Here is a 20,418-nt window from a genome sequence, read left to right as displayed (position 1 = left end):
TTTTTTTAATTCAGGTTTAAATCAACAGGAAATATATTCTCTTTTCTATTTTCCCGGTGCGCGCGTACGATTATTTATCCATTTAAACAGGATGTCACTCTTTTGTAACTGACCGCTGTCACGTTATTAAGCATTATCCTAATCAGCAGCGTAATTATGCTTGAGTGTTGACGCGCCAGAAAATAACTGGGGATAATTTGATCTGAGACTAAATTTGATAACTTCTTAGGGGTATTTTATGGCAACGCAACCTTTGTTGTCGGTGATCCTGCCTGCTTATAACGTTGAGAAATACATCGTTGAATGTCTGGATTCATTACTGGCACAAATTCCTGCGCCGAATGAACTGATCGTCATTAACGATGGCTCCACCGATAGTACCCTGACATTGCTGGAGAAACATTATGCCGACTACCCGCATGTGAAGATCGTCACCATCCCTAACGGTGGCCTGGGCAATGCGCGTGATACCGGCATTGCCATGGCCGAAGGCGAGTTCATTTTCTGCTGCGATCCCGACGACATTGTTTGCGATGGCTTTTTTGCTGAGCTGAGCCAGGTTGCCAGTCAGCACCCGGATCTGGAGCTGTTTTGTTTTAACTCATTGATGTTTGATGATGATAATCCCACGCAGACCTGGTCGAAAGTTGAACACCACCAGTTTGGTCAGCTTCCCTCGCGTAGCGTGCTCTGTGATTTGCTGCGCAGCGGCGCCTATACCTCTGCCACCTGGAATTATGTGCTGCGCCGCCAGGTGATCGTTGATTATCAGATGAAATACGTTGCCCGACTGCATGAGGATCACGCTTACACGCTGGAGGCGTTTTTGCGTACCCGCCACGCCTGGGTCAGCCGTAATATCTATTATCGCCAGCGCGTTCGTCAGGGATCGTTGACCAACAGTACCAAAGGCGATGCCTTTTTCCGTCGTCGTTATGAAGCCTTCATTGAAAGCTACGACAAACTTAATGAGCTGGTGACTGATGAACAGGAGCTACGTCAGCTGCGCCAGCTGTATCTGCTCCATTCGTTCCGCCTGATGATTCATCTGTCGCTGGCAAACGGAACGCCGGTGCCGAATTACGTCACTGAGGCTATTTATTCTCTGGGAAAAAATCTGAAACCAGGCGGTGTGGTTGACTGGTTACTGCTAAACAAACCGCAAGTGTATTCTAATTTAATCCGAATTAAGCGTGGCTACAAAAAAGCGGCATGACATTTGGTCACGATAGAGGTTGATAGCTAATGGCTAAAGTTTTCGATAAAGGTCTGGTGATAAATATATTATCGCTGCTGGCATATCGCGGGGCTTCATTTATTTTCCCGCTGGTTACGCTGCCCTATCTGGCCCGCGTACTGGGCGTGGAACATATGGGGCTGTTGGCGCTGGGCCTTGCCTGCGTGATGTATTGCAGTACGATTTCAGACTGGGGTTTTAACGTCTACACCACCAAAGATATCGCGCACCACCGCGACGATCCCGCGCGGGTGACCCAGCTGTTCTGGTCAACATTTAACGCCAAGCTGCTGATGGGTTGCTCAACGCTGTCGGTCCTGTTGCTGGCTACCTGGTTCCGTCCTCAGTGGCATCACCTGTTTTTCATCGTGCTGGCAAATTCGACGGTGCTGTTCGGTGGCCTGTTTTCATTTGGCTGGCTGATGCAGGGTTATGAGAAGCTGGGTAAAACGGCGATAATTTCCACCATCGGCCAGTTTTGTTCAATTCCGCTGACCTTCCTGCTGGTGAAAGGCCCGGATGATACCTGGCTGGCGGCGCTGATCCCCGGGCTGACGATGATTATTTCCGCCCTGATAACCCTGGTGTTCGTGGTCAGGATGCGGGTGATTGGTTTTTATCGCTTCGAGCCTGCGGAAATCTGGCAGCGAATCAAAGATAGCGTACATGTTTTTCTGGCGATTTTCGGCGCCAACATGTTTAACAACATCAACGTATTGATTCTCGCCAGCGTCACCAGCACCTATATGGTCGGCCTGTATAACGGCGCTGACCGGCTGAAAAAGGCGGCGAACTCGCTGCCCGAACAGATTGGTAACGCCTTCTTCCCGCGCGTCAGCTTTCTGTTTCACCGTGACCGCGCGGCGGCGATTGCTTCAACCCGTAAAAGTATCTCTTTTTCGTTTCTTATCAGCCTGTTTATCGTGCTGTTTACCTTCTGCTTTGCCGACCTTATCGTGCGCATCCTGCTGGGACCGGAATTCCATGAATCGGCCAACGTGCTGCGCATTGCCGTCTGTGGTTTTATCTTCGGCAACGTCAGCTATCCGGCCGGTCTGCAAATTCTCATCCCTCACGGACTGGCGCGTCAGCGCATGTACGTGATGCTGGCTGCCGGATTGATCAACCTGCCGGTGTGTGGCCTGCTGGCGTGGCAGTTCGGTGCAATAGGTGCTGCCAGTTCGCTGGTGCTGGCCGAGTTTTTGGTCTTTGCCGGTGTGGTCTGGCTGATGGCGAAACACGGTATCCTGAAAGAGTATCTGGCGCGCGACCCGGCGGCGGTTCTTGAAACCTCTCAGGGTGAAAACGCCTGATAAAACGGCGGCCGCGCTCTGCGGCCGCCGCACTGCGCAACGCAATGATATTCACTTCTTTTTCCAGCAGATAGCCTCTGCGGGTATTACACTTTCTCTGAGAGCATCGGCCGTTGCGGGCTTGGTGCTTTTTCTTTTAGCCACGTATTGGCAACGGGGCTGCACCCGTGTATAACGCGTGCAGCCAACACTGGCCGCATAAGGACCTGCACCGCGAGCCATGATGCTTTTCGGCCGTTTTTATCACTGACATTTATTTAACCGTATGGCAAAAGAGGGCCTTATGACCAAAGTAACAGTCGCTGCAACCCAGATGGCGTGCAGCTGGGATCTGCCGAAAAACGTTCAAAACGCTGAGAAGCTGGTCAGGCAGGCCCACGCGCAGGGCGCGCAAATCATTCTGATCCAGGAGCTGTTTGCCGCGCCTTATTTCTGTATCGACCAGAGCCCGGAACACTACGCGCTGGCTGAAGAAGTTGATAACAGCCCGTTAATTAAGCATTTCTCCGCGCTGGCGGCTGAGCTGCAGGTCGTGCTGCCGCTGAGCCTCTTTGAACGTGCTAACAATGCCTATTACAACTCGCTGGTCATGATTGATGCTGATGGCAGCGTGCTGGATACCTACCGTAAAACCCATATTCCGAACGGCCCGGCTTATCAGGAGAAGCAGTTCTTCGTACCCGGCGACAGCGGCTTTAAGGTATGGCAGACCCGCTATGCTAAAGTCGGCGTTGGCATTTGCTGGGACCAGTGGTTCCCTGAAACGGCCCGCAGCCTGGCGCTGATGGGGGCGGAAGTTATTTTCTATCCAACGGCGATCGGATCCGAACCGGCCTATCCGGAAATAGACAGCCAGCCGCACTGGACCCGGGTCCAGCAGGGCCATGCCGCAGCCAATCTGGTACCGGTCATCGCTTCTAACCGCATTGGCACCGAAGCCAGCAAATATGTCGACGGGCTGGAAATGACCTTTTACGGCTCCTCTTTTATCGCCGATCAGACCGGTGCGCTGGTCGCCCAGGCCGGGAAGAGCGAAGAGTGCGTGCTGGTACATGAATTTGATCTGCGCGCCATTGCCGCCCAGCGCGCGGCCTGGGGCCTGTTCCGCGACCGTCGTCCGGAAATGTACGGACGCATCGCGACTTCCGATGGCAAATCATGGAGTAAGTAAGATGGCTGGAAATGCCGTATTAAGAATGCCCGGTGAGTGGGAGCCGCAGCAGGCGGTATGGATGCTGTGGCCTTATCGCCCGGATACCTGGCGCGATAAGGCCGTACCGGTGCAGCAGGCTTTTGCCGCGGTCGCCGCCGCTATCAGCCAGCGCACCCCGGTTTTCATGGGGGTGCCGTCCACCATGATGGCGCAGGCGCGGGCAGTCATGGATGCGCGGGTGACGCTGGTGGAAATGCCGAGCGATGACGCCTGGATGCGCGATACCGGGCCAACGGTGGTGGTCACAGCTGACGGCCAGCGCAAAGGTATCGACTGGCAGTTTAACGCCTGGGGTGGCCTCAACGGCGGTCTGTATGACGACTGGTCGCAGGATGAAAAGGTTGCCGCGGCGGTGCTGGCGCAGCTCGACATACCGTGCCTTGCCGCGCCACTGGTGCTGGAAGGCGGTTCTATCCACAGCGATGGCGAAGGAACGCTGCTGACGACGGCTGAGTGTCTGCTCAACCCTAACCGTAATCCTCATCTGTCGCAGTCGCAGATCGAAAGCCTGCTGAGCCAGTATCTCGGTGTTACGCATTTCATCTGGCTGCCTGAAGGGGTGTATAACGACGAAACCGATGGTCACATCGATAACATGTGCTGCTTTGCCCGTCCGGGCGAAGTGATTTTGCACTGGTGCGATGATCCGGCCGATCCGCAATATGCGCGTTCGCATTCCGCGCTGGCGGTGCTGGAGCAGGCGGTCGATGCCCGTGGGCGACGCCTGAAGGTGTGGAAAATGCCGGCGCCGCCGGTCCTGTACGTCAGCGTTGAAGAAACTCAGGGCGTCAGCAGCGGTAACGCGATTGAACGCCGCGAGGGCAACCGGCTGGCGGCGTCATACGTCAACTACCTGGTAAGCAATCAGCAGATTATTTTCCCGCTGCTTGATGCGCAAACCGACGAGCTGGCGCGAAGCCTGCTACAGCAGGTCTTCCCCGACTATCTCATCACCGGCGTGCCGGCCCGTGAAATTTTGCTGGGCGGTGGCAACATCCACTGCATCACCCAGCAGATCCCGCAGGGCTAAGCGTGGCAGGGTAGACAATCGTGTATTGTTTACCCTGCCTGCGGGTGCGCCTGATTGTGGCTATTACTGACGCTTAATGGCGCACATATAACAGCCAAAGCGCGCGCTGTGCGCGTGAATATATGAGGTTTGCGCGTTAGCGAAGAGTTGAAAGATTAGGTTTTCAACGTCGGCGCCTTCTGCAACATGCGCTGCGATAATCATATGCGCCTCATTAAATGCCCTTAACGAAATCTGCCGGGTAAACAAATACTCCGGAACCTCATTTTCATATCTCCCCTGTCCGCTAGCGCCTTCATGAATAAAAATCGCATGGCGACCAAAGTAGGGTGATTTTGCCGGTTGATAGACATGGTTTACCAGTATGGCATTCTCACCGACGGGAACGTTGCGCAGCGCGATGCGGTCGGGATAGTCCGATTCGCTCTGCGCTTTGACTCTGACGGCCTGATGCGCCGCCAGATAGTCATCACTTTGCCCATATAAATGCGTAAATTCGCTGCTATCCAGCCCGAGAACGGTGTAATTCATAAAGCCTCCAAAAGTGGGTTCAGCGCTATTACACACCCGAAGGAGGCCTGGTGCTGGCCGTTTACGGACACCGGATTTATGCATAGCCCGTTAGCATCTGCCGGTTGCCCGCGCTGAAAAACGCGCTTTGCGGGACGAGCGCGCCGCCCCACGACGCTGACGGAACGTTTAGCTAAATTCATCGTCAATTCAGACGCTTTCCGGAAACGACTCACGGGGCGCTTGATCGATCGCGGCTTTTGGTAATACTGTATATAAATACAGTAATTCGGGGGTCAATATTATGCAGCTCATCAAACCCAGCGTGCGTCACGCAACGGCCAGCCTTCCACTTTTTATTGAGCGCGTACCCTGCGGCTTTCCGAGTCCGGCCCAGGATTATGTTGAAGACCGGCTGGATGTTAGCAAGCTGCTGATAAAGCACCCAAACGCCACCTACTTTATCCGGGTCAGCGGTGATTCGATGCGCGGGGCGGGTATCAACGACGGCGATCTGCTGGTGGTCGACCGCTCTCTGCCACCCCGGCATGGTGATATCGTTGTTGCGGCGGTGGGCGGTGAGTTTACGGTAAAAGAATTGCGCACCCGCCCGTATATCCAGCTGATGCCGCATAATAATAATTACTCGCCGATTGTATTTCAGCGCGAAGAAGAATTAGAGGTATTTGGCGTCGTCACCTTTTCTCTGAAAACGCACAAGTAACCATGTACGCGCTGGTTGATGTAAACAGTTTTTATACGTCATGCGAAACGGTTTTCCGCCCTGACCTGCGCGGGCAGGCGGTTGTCGTGGTTTCTAACAACGATGGCTGCGTGATTTCACGTTCGGCGGAAGCTAAATTACTCGGGATAAAAATGGGCGAGCCTTATTTTAAAATAAAAAATAATACTTACAGCGCCAGGGTTCATGTCTTTAGCTCTAACTATGCCCTTTATGCCGACCTCAGCGATCGCGTTATGCAGACGCTGATGGAGATGTCACCTGCGGTAGAAATCTATTCCATTGATGAAGCTTTTATTAACCTTAGCGGCGTTATTAACTGCATGCCGCTGGCTGCGTTCGGCCAGCAGATGCGCAGCCAGGTACGCATAAATACCGGGCTTGCGGTTGGCGTGGGTATCGCGCAAACCAAAACGCTGGCTAAGCTGGCGAACTATGCCGCGAAAAGATGGCCCGCTCGCAACGGGGTTGTCGATTTGTCGGATAATAACCTTCGCCAGAGATTACTGGTGCGCGTGCCGGTCGGAGATGTGTGGGGCGTCGGCAAGCGTCTTGCCGGCCGGCTGAATCTGATGGGCATCAATTCTGCTCGCGACCTGGCCGACAGTTCACCGTGGGTGATCAAAAAGCATTTTAACGTGGTGCTGGAGCGCACCGCGCGCGAGCTTCGCGGCGAGCCCTGCCTTGAGATGGAAGAGTTTGCGCCGATCAAACAGCAGATCGTTTGTAGCCGCTCTTTCGGTCACCGCATTACGCACTATACCGATATGCATCAGGCCGTATGCGCCTACGCCGAGCGCGCGGCGGAAAAATTACGGCGCGAGCGGCAGTTCTGTCGTTTTATCAGCGTGTTTTTGCGTACCAGCCCTCATGCGGAGGGTGAGAGTTATTATGGCAATCAGGCCGCGACGACGCTAATGACGCCAACAAATGATACGCGGGATATTATCGGTGCCGCGACGGATTCGCTCGATCGCATATGGCGTGATGGACATCGTTATATGAAAGCGGGCGTCATGCTGGCTGATTTTTTCAGTAACGGCGTGGCACAGCTCAATCTGTTTGATGAGAACGCGCCAAGGGCCGACAGCGCCGCCTTGATGAAGGCCATTGATTCGATAAATACCTCCGGTAAAGGAAAAGTCTGGTTTGCCGGGCAGGGAATAGAGAAGGCCTGGGCCATGAAGCGGGAAATGCTTTCCCCCGCCTGGACAACAAGATACTCTGACCTACCGATTGCTAAATAGCAGGCGCTGTCCTGTTAAAAAATCAGCGCTGCATTTGTGGCTATTTTGTTATAAAAGAAGGGTATAACCGACAGACGTATTCTGTTACCTTGTGCCCCTGGTCTCTACCTGCTATCAGGATCTTCCCATGCTCTCCACTCTGATTTATCGCAGCCATATTTGTGATGACGTGCCGTTGAAAGAAATTGAAGAAATGGTGGCGTCGGCAAACAAAAAAAATGAGCTGTTCGATGTAACGGGTATTTTGCTGTTTAACGGTACGCATTTTTTCCAGCTGCTTGAGGGACCTGAGAAAGCTGTTAGCAACATTTATGACCGCATCTATGAGGATTCGCGTCACCACAATATTGTTGAGCTGATGCGCGATTATGCGCCAGAGCGACGCTTCGGCAACCTGGGCATGGAGCTGTTCGATCTGCGTGAACACGACAGGGATAGCGTGTTGAGAGCGGTATTGAGCAAGGGAACCTCAACTTATCAGCTAACCTATGACGATCGCGCGCTGGGCTTTTTACGCACCTTTGTCGAAGCCACGGAAAAGGAAACCTACTACGAGATCCCACTGCCGGGCCACTGGGTATTTGCCCGCGATGACGACGCGGCGGTAAAAACCGCTGAAGTACCGGATGAGTCTGCCGACTGCCGTTTTGCTTTTCAGCCGGTGGTGGACCCTTTTGCCCGTGAAATCGTTGCGCTGGAAGCGCTGATCCGTAGCCCGGAGGGCGGCCTGTCAGAGCACTATCTGGCCAATCTGCCACCGGAGCGCCTTTATGAGGTTGATCTGAGTAGTAAGGCCCAGGCATTTGCTATGGCAAAACGGCTTGATATTGGCGAACAAACGCTGACGGTTAATCTGCTGCCGATGTCGCTGGTTATGGTTCCGAACGCCGTAGAGCGGCTGCTGCAGGGAATTCAGGACGGTGGCCTGGTGCCGGAGCAAATTATCGTCGAGTTTACCGAAAAGCAGGTTATTTCCCGCCTCGACGAGTTTGGCGCGGCGATACGTCAGATGAAAGCCGCGGGAATTAGCCTGGGGATTGATGATTTCGGCGCCGGTTTTGCTGGTTTGCAACTGCTGACGCGTTTCCAGCCGGACAGGATAAAAATCAATCGCAGTATTATTAGCGACGTTCATCGCAGCGGCCCCAGGCAGGCGATCGTCCATGCCATTATCCGCTGCTGCACCTCACTGGAAATTGGTCTTACCGCCTCCGGCGTGGAGAAGCCAGAGGAGTGGATGTGGCTGGAGGCTGCCGGTATTTCTACCTTCCAGGGCTTTCTGTTTGCCGAGCCGGTGCTAAATGGTATCCCGCCGGTCGCCTGGCCTGATAATAAATGATATCGCGAGAGTCAGGAATTATCCGTAAGTGTGCTGGCTGAAAGGCTATCTCCAGATAACTGAACTACAGTTAGGATTACGCAGCCAAATTAACTGCGCATCAGGCTGTCAGACGATAACGCTGACACAAAAGGAGAGCACTTATGAACGAAGATCGCCTCAGCGGAAACTGGAAACAGTTCAAAGGAAAAGTGAAGGAAAAATGGGGTCAGCTCACCGACGACGATCTGGACGTGGTGGAGGGCAAACGCGACCAGCTGGTTGGCCGTATCCAGGAACGCTATGGTTATGGCAAAGATCAGGCGGAGAAAGAGCTTAAAGAGTGGGAAGATTCAAACCACTTTAACTGGTAGCGACCGCCAACCCCGGCACCAACGGGCCGGGGTTGGGACCGCAGCGAAACAGTAAACGCTGTTAAACGGGTAATCCTCACCAATAAATGATGTTTAACTGACTCTGCGCGTACTGCATTCGGAAAAAACGTCATTAAGTCAACGACATGTAATCATCACACATGGCTGATTAACGCGGTTTTGCTGTCGCCCTGAGTCCTGGCAGGGCAACAGCCATTATCACACCTCAGGGGCGACGGAACAGGGTAAAACTGCGGCTCGCCAGCTCATAATCTTTTTCGCGAGTGATGATGCGGCCATGCTGCGCCGGGTCGGCGGTAGAAAGCTCCAGCACCCAGCCGGCTTCACCAAACTGGGGTATGCGGAACTGAACGCTTTCCTGATAAGGGTTCATTAAAATCAGTGCATCCTGCCAGATGCCTTCCTCGACGACGCTATCAGCATATCCAATGTAAACGCCAAGCGTAGTTCCCTCTTCCCAGTGTTCGGGCAGCTGAAAGCCGCCACCGGCGTTAAACCATTTGATATCCATGCCGTCGCGCCAGTTCTCGCGGCGCAGCAGAGGTTGCAGCGCGCGCAGGCTGATTATCTGCCGGGTAAACTCGCGTAGCGCTGTGGCGGCAGGCGACAGATCTTCCCACTGCACCCACGAGATATCGCTATCCTGGCAGTAACCATTATTATTCCCCCGCTGGGTGCGCCCGGTTTCATCGCCTGCCAGCAGCATCGGCGTACCGTGAGAGAACAGCAGCGTGGCGAGGAAATTGCGCTTTTGCCGTTCGCGCGCCGCGTTAATATCGGCATCGTCCGTCGGGCCTTCCCAGCCGTAGTTGGCAGAGCGATTGTCATTATGACCGTCATTATTATCTTCGCCATTATCCTCGTTATGCTTCTGGTCATAAGACACCAGATCGTTGAGGGTGAAGCCGTCATGGGCGGTAATAAAGTTGACGCTGGCCCACGGCCGTCGGCCGCGCAGGTCGTAGAGGTCGCCTGAGCCGAGCAGCCGGGCGGCGAAATCACGCGAGACGTTATCGCCTTTCCAGTATTCTCTGACCGTATCACGATATTTATCGTTCCACTCCGCCCAGCCGGGAGGAAAACCCCCGACCTGATAGCCTCCCGGACCGATATCCCAGGGCTCGCCAATCAGCTTAAGCTGACCAAGGGTCGGGTCCTGAGTGATGGCGTCAAAAAAGCCGCCGCGCTGATCGAAGCCTTCCGGCTCGCGGCCGAGAATGGTGCCGAGGTCGAAACGAAAACCGTCGATCTCCATGGTATCAGCCCAGTAGCGCAGCGAGTCGGTCACCAGCTGTAGCACGCGCGGGTGCGAGGTATTAACGGTATTGCCGGTGCCCGTGTCATTAATGTAATAGCGCGGCTGCTCGGGTAGCGTACGGTAATACGAGAAGTTATCGATACCTCTGAAAGAGAGGGTAGGACCAAGCTCGTTGCCTTCCGCCGTGTGGTTATAAACCACGTCAAGAATGACCTCGATGCCGGCATCATGAAAAGCACGTACCATATCGCGAAAACCGTGCAGTCCGTTTGGACCATAATAGCGCGAGGCGGGCGCGAAAAAGCCCAGCGTATTATATCCCCAGTAGTTGACCAGCCCTTTATCAAGCAGGTGCTGGTCGTCGGGGAACCAGTGAACGGGAAGCAGCTCCACCGAGGTAATGCCGAGGCTTTTTATATACTCAACTGAGGCGTTGTGGCCCATCCCCTCGTAGGTGCCGCGCAGCTCTGCGGGCAGCGCCGGATTTAGCTGGGTAAAACCTTTAACGTGCGTTTCGTAAATAACGGTTTGGGGCCAGGGAATGACCGGGCGGCCGGGAGAGTGGAGGTTAAATCCCTGGGGATCGATAACCCGGCATTTCGCGGTAAAAGGCGCGCTGTCACGGCTGTCAAAGGTCAGGTCGCGGTCATCGTGGTGTAACTCATAGGCGAAATGGGCTTCGTTCCAGTCGATGTTTCCCGCCAGCTCGCGGGCGTAGGGATCGATCAGCAGCTTGTGCGGGTTAAAGCGGTGGCCAGCCTCCGGTTCGAACGGGCCATGCACCCGGAAGCCATATAGCGCACCGGGCTGCAGCCCTGGTACATAGCCATGCCAGACTTCGTGGGTATATTCCGGTAACGTCAGCCTGGCAATTTCCGTTTTTCCGTCCGGCGCGTACAGACAGAGTTCAACGCGTTCAGCGTAGGCGGAAAAAATGGCAAAGTTGACGCCTTCACCATCGTAATTTGCTCCCAGCGGATAGCTGCTCCCAGCCAGAATGCTATGCGTCTTGCGGTCCGACATACATCTCTCCAGTCAAATAAACGGAATATTGCCAACGGGTAAGGTTATTGTTCATCGTGGTTTTTCAGCCGCTCAGAATCAGAAAGGGAAGCGGGCCGGCGATACTGGCGATGTCAACGCGCTGGGAGAGTGTGACCTCTTCGTCGCGCAGAAGATTCAGATAACGGCGCCCGGCCAGCGGCTCCGGCAGCATGATGCTGGTACCGGACCAGCACGCGGCAGCCAGTAGGCTGTAGGGGCCGTGCAGCGCGTCAAGAGTCAGCCGCGGTAAAATCACAATCAGCGTCTGCGGGCCGTGCTGGCGGGCAAAGGCGATGACCTGCTGCGGATGCTGGCCGGTGACGGTGAGCGGCAGAAACTCACCGTGGCTGAACAGTCCTGGGTGCTGCTGGCGAAAATTAAGCAGCGTGCTGATAACATACTGTTTAATGCTGCCGTCCAGCCAGCACTGATCTGTCGCCAGCTGCGCGGTACGCATCTGCTCAGCGCGTTGGGCCAGCGCGGTAAAATCGGGTTCGCGGCGGTTATCCGGGTCGACCAGGCTAAAATCCCATCCCTCGCTGCCCTGATAAATATCTGCAATGCCCGGCGCCGTCAGCTTTATCAGGGTTTGCGTCAGGCTATTAACCAGACCGGCGCGAATAAATGGCTGCAGCGCGTCGATAAATTCCGCACGCCATTTGCGGGCCGCAGGCGAAAAAATGTAGCGGGCATACGCCAGCACGGCGTTTTCATAGTCGCTGTTGTTATCCCCCCAGTTAGTACGCAGTTTGGCTTCGCGCAGCGCTTTTTCGACATAAGGAATAAAGCGGGCCTCCAGCGCGTGCAGTCCCGCCTCGTCATCGGCGCTCAGCCTGAGCGGCCATGCGCCGGCCAGCCCCTGGCAAATCATCCATTCGACGGCGGGTTCAGGCGCCGGGCCGTCAGCCAGCAGGGTAATCTGGCGCCGGTGCGCCTTACGCCAGCTGGCCATAAGCGCGCTCCAGCGCGCGGGCGCTTCCGTCAGGGTATACAATCTGGCCCGGGCGTCTTCGCCGCGCTTGGTATCATGGGTTGAGGTCGCGCACAGGCCGCCCGGCTGCTGTTCAAGCCGCGCCTGCATCAGCGCGTAAAAGCGGGTAAGCGAAAATTCCGTCATCAGCGGATCGGCGCCGACTTCATTGAGCGCCAGCGCCATATGCTGGCGGTAAAACAGCGTATCCTCGACCGCTTTAGCCATAAGCGGTCCCGTTAGCTGCTGAAAGCGGATGCAAAACCGCAGGGCCGTATCCCGGGCTGCTGGCGCCACGGCGGCGGTAAGCATATCGCTTAGCAGGCCGAGGGCGCGGCGGTCAGGCGGCGGCAGGCGGGCTTCGACTGCCTGAACCACCTGCTGCAACAGCACCCGATCATCCTGCGGCAGGCCGTGCTGATTGCCATAAGTACGGTACACGGGGAAAGCCAGCAGCAGCTCCCGCAGCGCGGTGGTAATCTGCTGCTCCCGCGCCAGCCCTTCTGTCGCCGCGTAGTCCAGAGCCAGCTGGCGCAGGGTGGCGAATTCACCGGCAAAATTCACTTCCACCATCTGTAACTTTGCGGCGCGCAGCTGGGCGTCTCTCTCCTGCGGCCCGGACAGCATCGCTTCCCAGCTCTGGCGCAGCGCGCTGACGCCCTCAGCGGCAATAAGGGCATCAGGCAGGGCGCTAATAAACTCATAACCGGTGGTGCCGGCAACGGGCCAGTCTGCTGGCAGGCGTTCACCGGCGCCGAGAATTTTTTCAACGATAATGTAGCATTGGCTGCCGACGGCCTGGCGCAGCTGTGTCAGGTAGCCTTTGGGGTCGGAAAGGCCGTCGACGTGATCGATTCTGAGGCCGCTGACGGCGCCGGAGTGGACCAGTTCGAGAATCAGCGCGTGGGTTGCATCAAACACCTCCGGCTCTTCGACGCGTATGCCGACCAGACCGGTGATTTCAAAAAAGCGACGGTAGGAGAGCGTATGGCGGGCATCGCGCCAGCTCATTAGTCGCCAGGGTTGCCGTTCATGAAAACGGGCTATCTCCTGCGCATCGTTGGTTTGCAGAAGTTTGCCTTTGCGCTTTTTCCAGCTGGCAGGCGTGAGCGGATAGTGCTGGTCAAAGTAGCTTAGCGTCGGGTTGCCGGTCTGCGGGTCGGCTTCAATGCGCAGCTCTCCCTTTTCCAGCACGGCGGCAAAGCTGTCACCCAGCACCGGCAGGGTCAGCGGGCGCGACCAGTCAATATCGAAACAGCTGGCGTAGCGACTGTCGCGGCCGTGCTCAATCAGATCGCGCCACCAGGCATTTTCCAGCGAGGCGGCCATGTGGTTAGGGACGATATCAAGGATCAGCTGCAATCCGGCGTCTTGCAACGCGGCGGCCAGACGATCAAACCCGGCGCGTCCGCCCAGCACGGGATCTATCTGACAGCAGTCGGTCACATCGTATCCGTGCGTGGAGCCGCCGACGGCGGTAAAAACCGGAGAGGCATACAGGTGGCTGATACCGAGTTTTTTCAGGTATGGCACCAGCGCAGCGGCACGGTCGAAGGTCATTCCGTTACGAAACTGGAGGCGGTAGGTCGCCACGGGTAACGTCATTTGGTTGCTCCGCGATCAAGGTAAACGCTAATGGCGTTTTGCGGCAGATAGTCAGCCGGAGATGGCCAGCAAAACAGCATCTGGCCCGGCAGAATGGGCAGCGGATGGGATTGCTGGCTCAGGTTGATTGCCATAGAAAGCGTGCCAGCCGGCAGATGCCAGGTCACAACCATGAGCGCTCCATCAATGTGTACGACGCGTCCGCTGTTTCCCCGATCCGCACGCAGTAGGGGGACGATGTGCTGATGGCGCAGCGTAAGCAGCTGTTTAACCAACGCCAGCCAGCGTTTACCTTCGGCACTTTCCGCTTTGCGCCAGTCGAGCTTCGAACGCGCAAAGGTGTCAATGGCATTAGGATCAGGAACGCTGTCGTCCTGATGACCGGCGTGATCGGCAAACTCACGGGCGCGTCCCTCGCGCACTGCGCGCGCAAGATCGCCGTGAAAGTCGGTAAAAAACAGGAAAGGATTGGTTTCGCCGTACTCTTCGCCCATAAACAATAACGGAATATGGGGAGAGAGAAGCAGCGTCGCCAGCAGCGTTCTGACGCAGTCGGGGTCGGCCAGCGCCAGCAGCCTTTCGCCCTGTGCCCGGTTACCGGTCTGATCGTGATTCTGTAAGAAATCGACGAATGCCACCGTTGGCTGAGCATGGCTTTTGACGCCGCGCGGCTGACCTGATTGCGGGGCGACCTCGCCCTGATAGGCAAATCCTTCGGCCAGCAGCCGGGCAAACAGCTTTTCGGGCGCGCCGGCAAAGTCCGCATAGTAGGCGTGGGTTTCACCGGTTGCCAGAACGTGTACGGCATTGTGAAAATCATCATTCCATTCGGCGGTGAAAAGCTGCGGTCTGCCCTCGCTGTCGTAAGGGTGCAATGACGTGATGTTGCGGCAGTCTTCGCTGGTCAGATGAATGGGGCGGTCAGTGATTTCCCGCCGGATACGCTCGGCTATTTCCACGAGTATGTGGCGCCCGGACTCATCTTCAATCTGATCGATAGCGTCAAAGCGCAGGCCATCCAGCCGGTAAGCCTGCAGCCAGTACAGCGGCGCCTCAATAATAAAGCGACGCGGTGCGTCGGCGGCGTAGTCAATGCCGGCGCCCCAGGGCGTCATACGCTGCTGATCAAAAAAAGCTGAGGCCAGCTGGGGCAGAATATTGCCCTCGGGGCCAAAGTGATTGAGAACAATGTCCAACAGCACCGACATGCCTAAGCCGTGAGCGACATCGACAAAGGCGCGGAAATCGTCCGGCGTACCGTAGGCTGAATGGGGCGCATACAGCAGCACGCCGTCGTAACCCCAGCCGCGCGTGCCGCCAAACTGTGACAGCGGCATAACCTCAACCACGGTGATACCCAGCCCGGCGAGGGATGCCAGCTTGCAGGCCGCGGCGCGAAATGTCCCTTCGGGGGTAAAGGTGCCGATGTGCAGCTCATAAATAACGCTCTCCTCCCAGGGACGACCGCGCCACTGCTGATGCTGCCAGGGATAGTGCCAGGGATCGCTGAGTAAGGAGGGGCCGCTGACGTCGGACTTTTGCGCACGTGAAGCGGGGTCGGCCAGCGTTGTGCCGTCAGCCAGTACAAAGCTGTATTCGGTGCCGGCGGCTACGTCGGGCAGGCGTAGCTCAAACCAGCCGTCGCCAACGGCATGCATGCTTTTTTCTTCGCCATTAAGCGCAAGCCCGATGCGTTGGCAGTCCGGCGCCCAGAGGCGAAAGCGGGCCTCGCCCCCCGGCAGAATTTCCGCGCCCCAACTGTCGGTAAATGCTCCTGAAGCCATTCATTTTCCTTATTTAATTGAGTGACATTCGTAAAACGAACGCGCTTTTTCGCGGTTCGCACCAGCTAACGATTTCAGGAAAATGGTCAAAAGTTTGAACAAAATAAGGTCGCGCAGCCTGGCTATCTGCCCGTGCAGGCCGTCAATCAGCATGACTGCGGAGACTGCTGACCGCCGCTGAGCGCAAGATCAATCATAGACTATTGTTCGCCGATGCAAGTCCTGAGCGCTAAGAAACGGCGCTTACGATGACAGAGATCGGCTGGAGTTGACTTGAGTCTGCGCATGCTGGCAGAGAAACGAAAGGGTGACGGACGGGTGTTCGCGCCGGGAAGCGCATGTTAGCTAACACAAAATATTTGTTGATACTATCAATTGTTTGCTTGACAGCCGTCTCGCGATAGCACTAATTTGAATTTTTATTGATAGTATCAACAAAAGAGGAATCAATGTCGGCCATTGCCCAAATACGTGCAGAGTTACGCTCGCTGGTCAGAGAGCTGGGGCTGCTGGATAAAAACTGCTTTCACTCCGGTCTGTCGCTTACCCAGGCCCATCTGCTTAACTATCTGGCAAAAAATGGACAGACGTCCTTTGCTGAACTCTGCCGGCAGCTGAACATGGATAAAGCCTCGCTAAGCCGTACGCTAAGCGTACTGACCGCGAAACGCTATGTGTTGCCGTGCGCCGCGCCGGGCGACCGGCGTCAGAAAAACTTTCATCTGACGTTGGGCGGAGAGCAGATGCTGCGTGCAGCCGATAGCGCAGCCGATAGCGAGCTGGCCTCTGTCGAGGATCACCTCAGCGCTCAGGATGTCGAAGAGGCCGTTGCCGGACTGCGCGCGCTGCGCATCGGCGCTTTCCGACGCAATGTCGGACGCCAGCCTGAACGTATTTGCATCGACGCGCTGAGCGACAGCTATCGTGGCGAAGTGGATGCGCTGTTGTTCGATACGTTTTGCACTGGCCAGAATATTCCGCCCGGGCTGCTGCCGGTAGCGCCGGAACATGAAAGTAAATGGTGGATTGCGCGCTCGGGAGAGCTTTTGCTCGGCGTGGCCGCCAGCTGGCGCGTTGATGGCATCTGGCACTGGGGACGCTTTGCCGTGGACAGTAAATACCGACGGCTTGGCGTTGGTCAGCGCCTGGCGCTGGCGTCGCTGCGCGAGTTGTTGGTCGATAGCGACGAGGTGATTATTGAAGCGCGCGAGACCACGGTAAAGATCATCAGCAGGCTTGGCGGAAAGACCAGCGGCCCGCCCGTTGATTTCTACGGCGCGCCGGTGACGCCCATGCGGCTGGTGAAAGATGAATTTGCCGCTGCCTGCGCGTCGCTTCCGGCCCCCTGAGCCTTAAGGCGCAGCAGCAGATCCTGTTTCACCCGTGACCACTCATCGTCAATAACGCTAAAGCGTATCGAGTCGCGCTTTCTGCCGTCGGCCATGATGCGTTCGTTTCTGACGATACCCTCAAGCTTAGCCCCGAGGCGCAGAATGGCATTGCGCGACTTTTCATTGGTCACGTCGGTGGTGAACTGCACCCGCACGCAGTTCAGGGTCTCAAAGGCATACTGCAACAGCAGAAACTTGGCTTCGCTATTGACCCAGGTGCGCTGCCAGCTGGCCGACAGCCAGCTGCCGCCGATCTCCAGCTTGCGATTGTTGCGGTCAATTTTCCACAGGCGGGTAGTGCCTATCGCCGCGGCGCTGGCAATATCCTCGATGATGAAGGGTAACATCGTCCCCTGTTCCCGGCCCGTCAGGGCGATACGGATGTAGTCGTCAACGGTATCGGCGCTGGGGATCAGGGTAAACGGCAGCTTCCACAGTTCGCCGTCGCTGGCGGCGTTCACCAGCAGCCCGGCATCGGCGTATTCCATCGGGCGTAGTCGGACCCGCGCGCCTGTAAGAGTGGGATAGTTATTCATTCTGTTCGCCTTTTTTTGCGCTGATTGCCGTCCTGGCAAACAGCTTGTTCAGCTCTGCGCCCGATGGCTCAGCGCGCAGGCCGCCGAAGCTGCCGCTTTCGGCCAGCTGGCGCGCGGCATCCAGAAAGCCCCCCCAGGCGCTGCGCGCCAGCGCGCCGCCGAGGCTGATGCGTCTGACGCCAAGGTCGGCCAGCTGCTGTACGGTTAAATCATCCGGCCAGCCGATCAGCACGTTGACCGGCCTGGGGGCCACCGCTGCCACCACCGCCTCGATCTGCTGGCGCGTTTTGATACCCGGCGCATACAGGCAGTCGGCGCCCGCATCGGCATAGGCCTGAAGGCGGACAATGACGTCGTCGAGATGGGGTTTGCCGACAAAAAAGTTCTCTGCCCGGGCAATTAACAGCGTGTCGCCGCCGTTTTCATCGATCGCCGTGCGTGCCGCCGCCAGTCGATCTACCGCTTCGCAAAGCGGACGCAAAGGCGCACGGTCGTTGCCGGTTGAATCTTCAATCGAGAGGCCGGCCACGCCGGTTTCCACCGCGAGGCGCACGCTATGGGCGACGCCATCCGGCGTATCGGCAAAGCCGCTTTCAAAGTCGGCGTTAACCGGCAGCGTCGTTGCCGCGACCATTTGGCGCATATGCTCAAGGGTTTCCTCACACGATAGCTGTCCGTCGGCACGGCCACGGGACCACGCATAGCCGGAGCTGGTGGTTGCCAGCGCCTTGAAGCCAAGCTGCGCCAGCGCCTGGGCGCTGCCGACGTCCCACGGATTAGGCAGCACAAAGCAGCCAGACTGGTGAAGCTGGCGAAAAGCCGCGCGCTTTTGGGCAATAGGGTTCATTTCTGCTCCTGTCTGCAAGGCGTGAGGGTAACCAGCAGCTTAAAGCAGTCGGAGCGATTAGGAAATATTTGTCGCCGCCGCCCCTGGTGATGACAGACGGCAGCCGGAGCGGGGCGATGTTTTCTGCCAGCACTATCGCGCTGGCGCCTGACGGCCAGCGTACGTTCAATTACGGCAGCTCAGCTGCCGGGCGAAAAAAACGGCCATTATCAGCGCGGCCGTGATTCAGCGCGTGCTACCCGCTGGCCAGTCGGCCAGCGTACGCTCCACCACGGCGCTCAGCTGCCGGGCGAAAAAACGGCCATTATCAGCGCGGCCGTGATTCAGCGCGTGCTACCCGCTGGCCAGTCGGCCAGCGTACGCTCCACCACGGCGCTCAGCTGCCGGGCGAAAAAACGGCCATTATCAGCGCGGCCGTGATTCAGCGCGTGCTACCTGCCGGCCAGCCGGCCAGCGTACGCTCCACTACGGCGCTCAGCTGCCGGGCGGAAACCCCGGCTTTTGCCTGCACCGACAGGCCGTAGTTGACCGTCACCAGCCACGCCGCCAGCACGTCACAATCGGTATCGGCGGGCAAATCCCCCGCCTGCTTGTATTGCTCCAGCCTGACGCGCAGCGCCTGTTCACCGTGGGCGCGAAACTGAATGAGCATTTCCCGGATCGGCTCTGCCTGATCTGAGCAAGCCAGCGCGCCATTGACGCCCAGGCAGCCGCGATAGACGGGGTCGCTGGTGGTCATCATGACCGTGCCATAGAGTACATGCTCGGCCATTTTACGCGCGTTGGGTTCTGCCAGCGCCGCGGTCATATGACCAAGGTAGCGTTCGGTATAGCGTTCGACGACGCGACGAAACAGCGCTTCTTTGTTGCCAAAGGTGGCATACAGTCCGGGTCGTTTAACTCCGGTTGCCTGGGTGAGATCCTCGTATGAGGTGCCTTCATAGCCTTTCTCCCAGAACACCTTGACCGCCGCATCCAGCGCGTCGTCAAGGTTAAATTCGCGATGGCGTCCCATGGCTTTCTCCTTTTGATAACGTTCGTTATTTAATAATGAAAGAAATCGCTTGTCAATTTTAATAACGATCATTACTGTACTGATCGTTAGTGTATTTTTCTCTGCGATCTTTGCGGTCGCAGGCTAGGCAATATTCAACGGGAGAGGGCGCAATGAGCAAAACGTTAGCAGGTAAAGTGGCTTTGGTTACCGGGGGATCGCGCGGGCTTGGCGCGGTAACGGCTGTCAAACTGGCTGAGCTGGGCGCCGATGTGGTTATCAGCTATGTTTCGTCCGCTGAAAAAGCGGCAGCCGTAGTTGAAGAGGTGCAGCAAAAGGGCGTCAGGGCGCGGGCAGTGCAAAATGATCAGGGCGATCCCTCTGCGGCGCAGTCGCTTATCGACAGCGTGGTTGCTGAGTTCGGCAAGCTGGATATTTTGGTTAACAATGCAGCCATCGCCGTGCAGGGACAGCGGATAGACGACCCGCAGGCTGACTACGCTGAGCTGGACCGGCAGTGGCGGGTTAACGTACTGGGCGTGGTGGCACTTACGCGCGCGGCGGCGCTAAAAATCAGCGATGGCGGACGCATTATCTTTATCGGCTCCGGGTTGGGCGGACGCGTGGCTTTTCCTCAGGTAACCGATTATGCCGCGACTAAGGCGGCGATCGTTGGCTATGCCAGAGGCGCATCGCGCGATCTCGGTGCGCGCCATATCACGGTTAATGTTGTTCAGCCGGGGGTTATGCCAACCGATATGGCCGCTGCCGCCGCTGACAAGCTGCCGCCGGATGTGGTGAATACCCTGGCAATACCGCGCATATCCACGCTGGAAGAGGTTGCCGCATCCATCGCGTTTCTGGCCGGACCGGATGCGGGCTATATCACCGGCGGCGTGCTGGATATCAGCGGCGGCTACCAGGCGTAATTACGCGGATATTGGCGAAGCACGCTGCCCTGCGTGCTTAACGCGGTGAGGGGAC

At 56.8% G+C, this 20,418-nt stretch carries 17 protein-coding genes; 10 read left to right on the top strand and 7 right to left on the bottom strand.

What is annotated here, in order from left to right; translation table 11 throughout:
• Window positions 1–238 precede the first annotated feature (238 nt).
• From BTJ39_RS05695 to aguA, 4 genes are all read left to right on the top strand, one after another.
• Window positions 239–1,216: a glycosyltransferase family 2 protein gene (locus tag BTJ39_RS05695; protein ID WP_078001703.1), complete on the top strand. Its 978-nt coding sequence runs from the start codon at window positions 239–241 to the stop codon at window positions 1,214–1,216.
• Window positions 1,217–1,245: 29 nt separating this feature from the next.
• Window positions 1,246–2,550: a flippase gene (locus BTJ39_RS05690; RefSeq protein ID WP_078001702.1), complete on the top strand. Its 1,305-nt coding sequence runs from the start codon at window positions 1,246–1,248 to the stop codon at window positions 2,548–2,550.
• Window positions 2,551–2,833: 283 nt separating this feature from the next.
• Entirely contained in the window at window positions 2,834–3,721 is an 888-nt protein-coding gene (aguB, locus tag BTJ39_RS05685; protein WP_078001701.1) for an N-carbamoylputrescine amidase, read from the top strand.
• Window positions 3,722–3,746: 25 nt separating this feature from the next.
• Window positions 3,747–4,793, top strand: coding sequence for an agmatine deiminase (aguA, locus tag BTJ39_RS05680; RefSeq protein WP_078001759.1), 1,047 nt, complete (start codon window positions 3,747–3,749; stop codon window positions 4,791–4,793).
• A gap of 63 nt (window positions 4,794–4,856) precedes the next feature.
• Here aguA and BTJ39_RS05675 read toward each other — a convergent pair whose 3' ends face one another.
• The gene (locus tag BTJ39_RS05675) at window positions 4,857–5,324 is read right to left on the bottom strand and encodes a DUF1203 domain-containing protein (RefSeq protein WP_078001700.1); all 468 of its coding nucleotides are present in this window, start codon (window positions 5,322–5,324) and stop codon (window positions 4,857–4,859) included.
• A gap of 283 nt (window positions 5,325–5,607) precedes the next feature.
• Between BTJ39_RS05675 and umuD the strand changes: the two genes are divergently transcribed.
• From umuD to BTJ39_RS05655, 4 genes are all read left to right on the top strand, one after another.
• Window positions 5,608–6,027 (top strand): translesion error-prone DNA polymerase V autoproteolytic subunit, encoded by a 420-nt coding sequence (gene umuD / locus BTJ39_RS05670; RefSeq protein ID WP_078001699.1) that lies wholly within the window; start codon window positions 5,608–5,610, stop codon window positions 6,025–6,027.
• Between the two features lie 2 nt (window positions 6,028–6,029).
• A complete protein-coding gene (gene umuC / locus BTJ39_RS05665) occupies window positions 6,030–7,292 on the top strand; it encodes a translesion error-prone DNA polymerase V subunit UmuC (RefSeq protein WP_078001698.1) in 1,263 nt (420 codons plus the stop codon).
• Between the two features lie 127 nt (window positions 7,293–7,419).
• Window positions 7,420–8,631: a diguanylate phosphodiesterase gene (locus tag BTJ39_RS05660; RefSeq protein WP_078001697.1), complete on the top strand. Its 1,212-nt coding sequence runs from the start codon at window positions 7,420–7,422 to the stop codon at window positions 8,629–8,631.
• A 143-nt stretch (window positions 8,632–8,774) separates the two neighbouring features.
• A complete protein-coding gene (locus tag BTJ39_RS05655) occupies window positions 8,775–8,984 on the top strand; it encodes a CsbD family protein (RefSeq protein WP_078001696.1) in 210 nt (69 codons plus the stop codon).
• A gap of 226 nt (window positions 8,985–9,210) precedes the next feature.
• Here the strand turns inward: BTJ39_RS05655 and glgX are convergent, their stop codons facing one another.
• From glgX to treZ, 3 genes are all read right to left on the bottom strand, one after another.
• Window positions 9,211–11,286 carry a glycogen debranching protein GlgX gene (gene glgX, locus BTJ39_RS05650; protein WP_078001695.1) on the bottom strand — a complete coding sequence of 692 codons (2,076 nt, stop codon included), beginning with the start codon at window positions 11,284–11,286 and terminating at the stop codon, window positions 9,211–9,213.
• Between the two features lie 64 nt (window positions 11,287–11,350).
• Window positions 11,351–13,882, bottom strand: coding sequence for a malto-oligosyltrehalose synthase (gene treY / locus BTJ39_RS05645; protein WP_078001694.1), 2,532 nt, complete (start codon window positions 13,880–13,882; stop codon window positions 11,351–11,353).
• Window positions 13,879–15,666 (bottom strand): malto-oligosyltrehalose trehalohydrolase, encoded by a 1,788-nt coding sequence (gene treZ, locus BTJ39_RS05640; protein ID WP_078001693.1) that lies wholly within the window; start codon window positions 15,664–15,666, stop codon window positions 13,879–13,881. The genes treY and treZ overlap by 4 nt, the downstream gene beginning before the upstream one ends.
• Window positions 15,667–16,115: 449 nt before the next feature.
• On the opposite strand from treZ, the gene BTJ39_RS05635 reads away from it, so the two are divergent.
• Window positions 16,116–17,015, top strand: coding sequence for a bifunctional helix-turn-helix transcriptional regulator/GNAT family N-acetyltransferase (locus tag BTJ39_RS05635; protein WP_078001692.1), 900 nt, complete (start codon window positions 16,116–16,118; stop codon window positions 17,013–17,015).
• Here BTJ39_RS05635 and BTJ39_RS05630 read toward each other — a convergent pair.
• The 3 genes from BTJ39_RS05630 to BTJ39_RS05620 all read right to left on the bottom strand — a co-directional run bounded on the left by BTJ39_RS05630 (window position 16,937) and on the right by BTJ39_RS05620 (window position 19,455).
• Entirely contained in the window at window positions 16,937–17,593 is a 657-nt protein-coding gene (locus BTJ39_RS05630) for a GNAT family N-acetyltransferase (protein WP_078001691.1), read from the bottom strand. The genes BTJ39_RS05635 and BTJ39_RS05630 overlap by 79 nt on opposite strands.
• Window positions 17,586–18,440 (bottom strand): isocitrate lyase/PEP mutase family protein, encoded by an 855-nt coding sequence (locus BTJ39_RS05625; protein WP_078001690.1) that lies wholly within the window; start codon window positions 18,438–18,440, stop codon window positions 17,586–17,588. The genes BTJ39_RS05630 and BTJ39_RS05625 overlap by 8 nt, the downstream gene beginning before the upstream one ends.
• Window positions 18,441–18,861: 421 nt before the next feature.
• Window positions 18,862–19,455, bottom strand: a complete 594-nt coding sequence (locus BTJ39_RS05620) for a TetR/AcrR family transcriptional regulator (RefSeq protein WP_078001758.1) — start codon at window positions 19,453–19,455, stop codon at window positions 18,862–18,864.
• A 152-nt stretch (window positions 19,456–19,607) separates the two neighbouring features.
• On the opposite strand from BTJ39_RS05620, the gene BTJ39_RS05615 reads away from it, so the two are divergent.
• Window positions 19,608–20,363 (top strand): SDR family NAD(P)-dependent oxidoreductase, encoded by a 756-nt coding sequence (locus BTJ39_RS05615; protein WP_078001689.1) that lies wholly within the window; start codon window positions 19,608–19,610, stop codon window positions 20,361–20,363.
• Window positions 20,364–20,418 lie beyond the last annotated feature (55 nt).

Origin of the sequence: Izhakiella australiensis (assembly GCF_002006995.1) — a bacterium.
Lineage (GTDB): Bacteria > Pseudomonadota > Gammaproteobacteria > Enterobacterales > Enterobacteriaceae > Izhakiella > Izhakiella australiensis.
The sequence above is the reverse complement of the archived record's forward strand: the minus strand, read 5'-3'. Positions and strand labels throughout refer to the sequence as shown.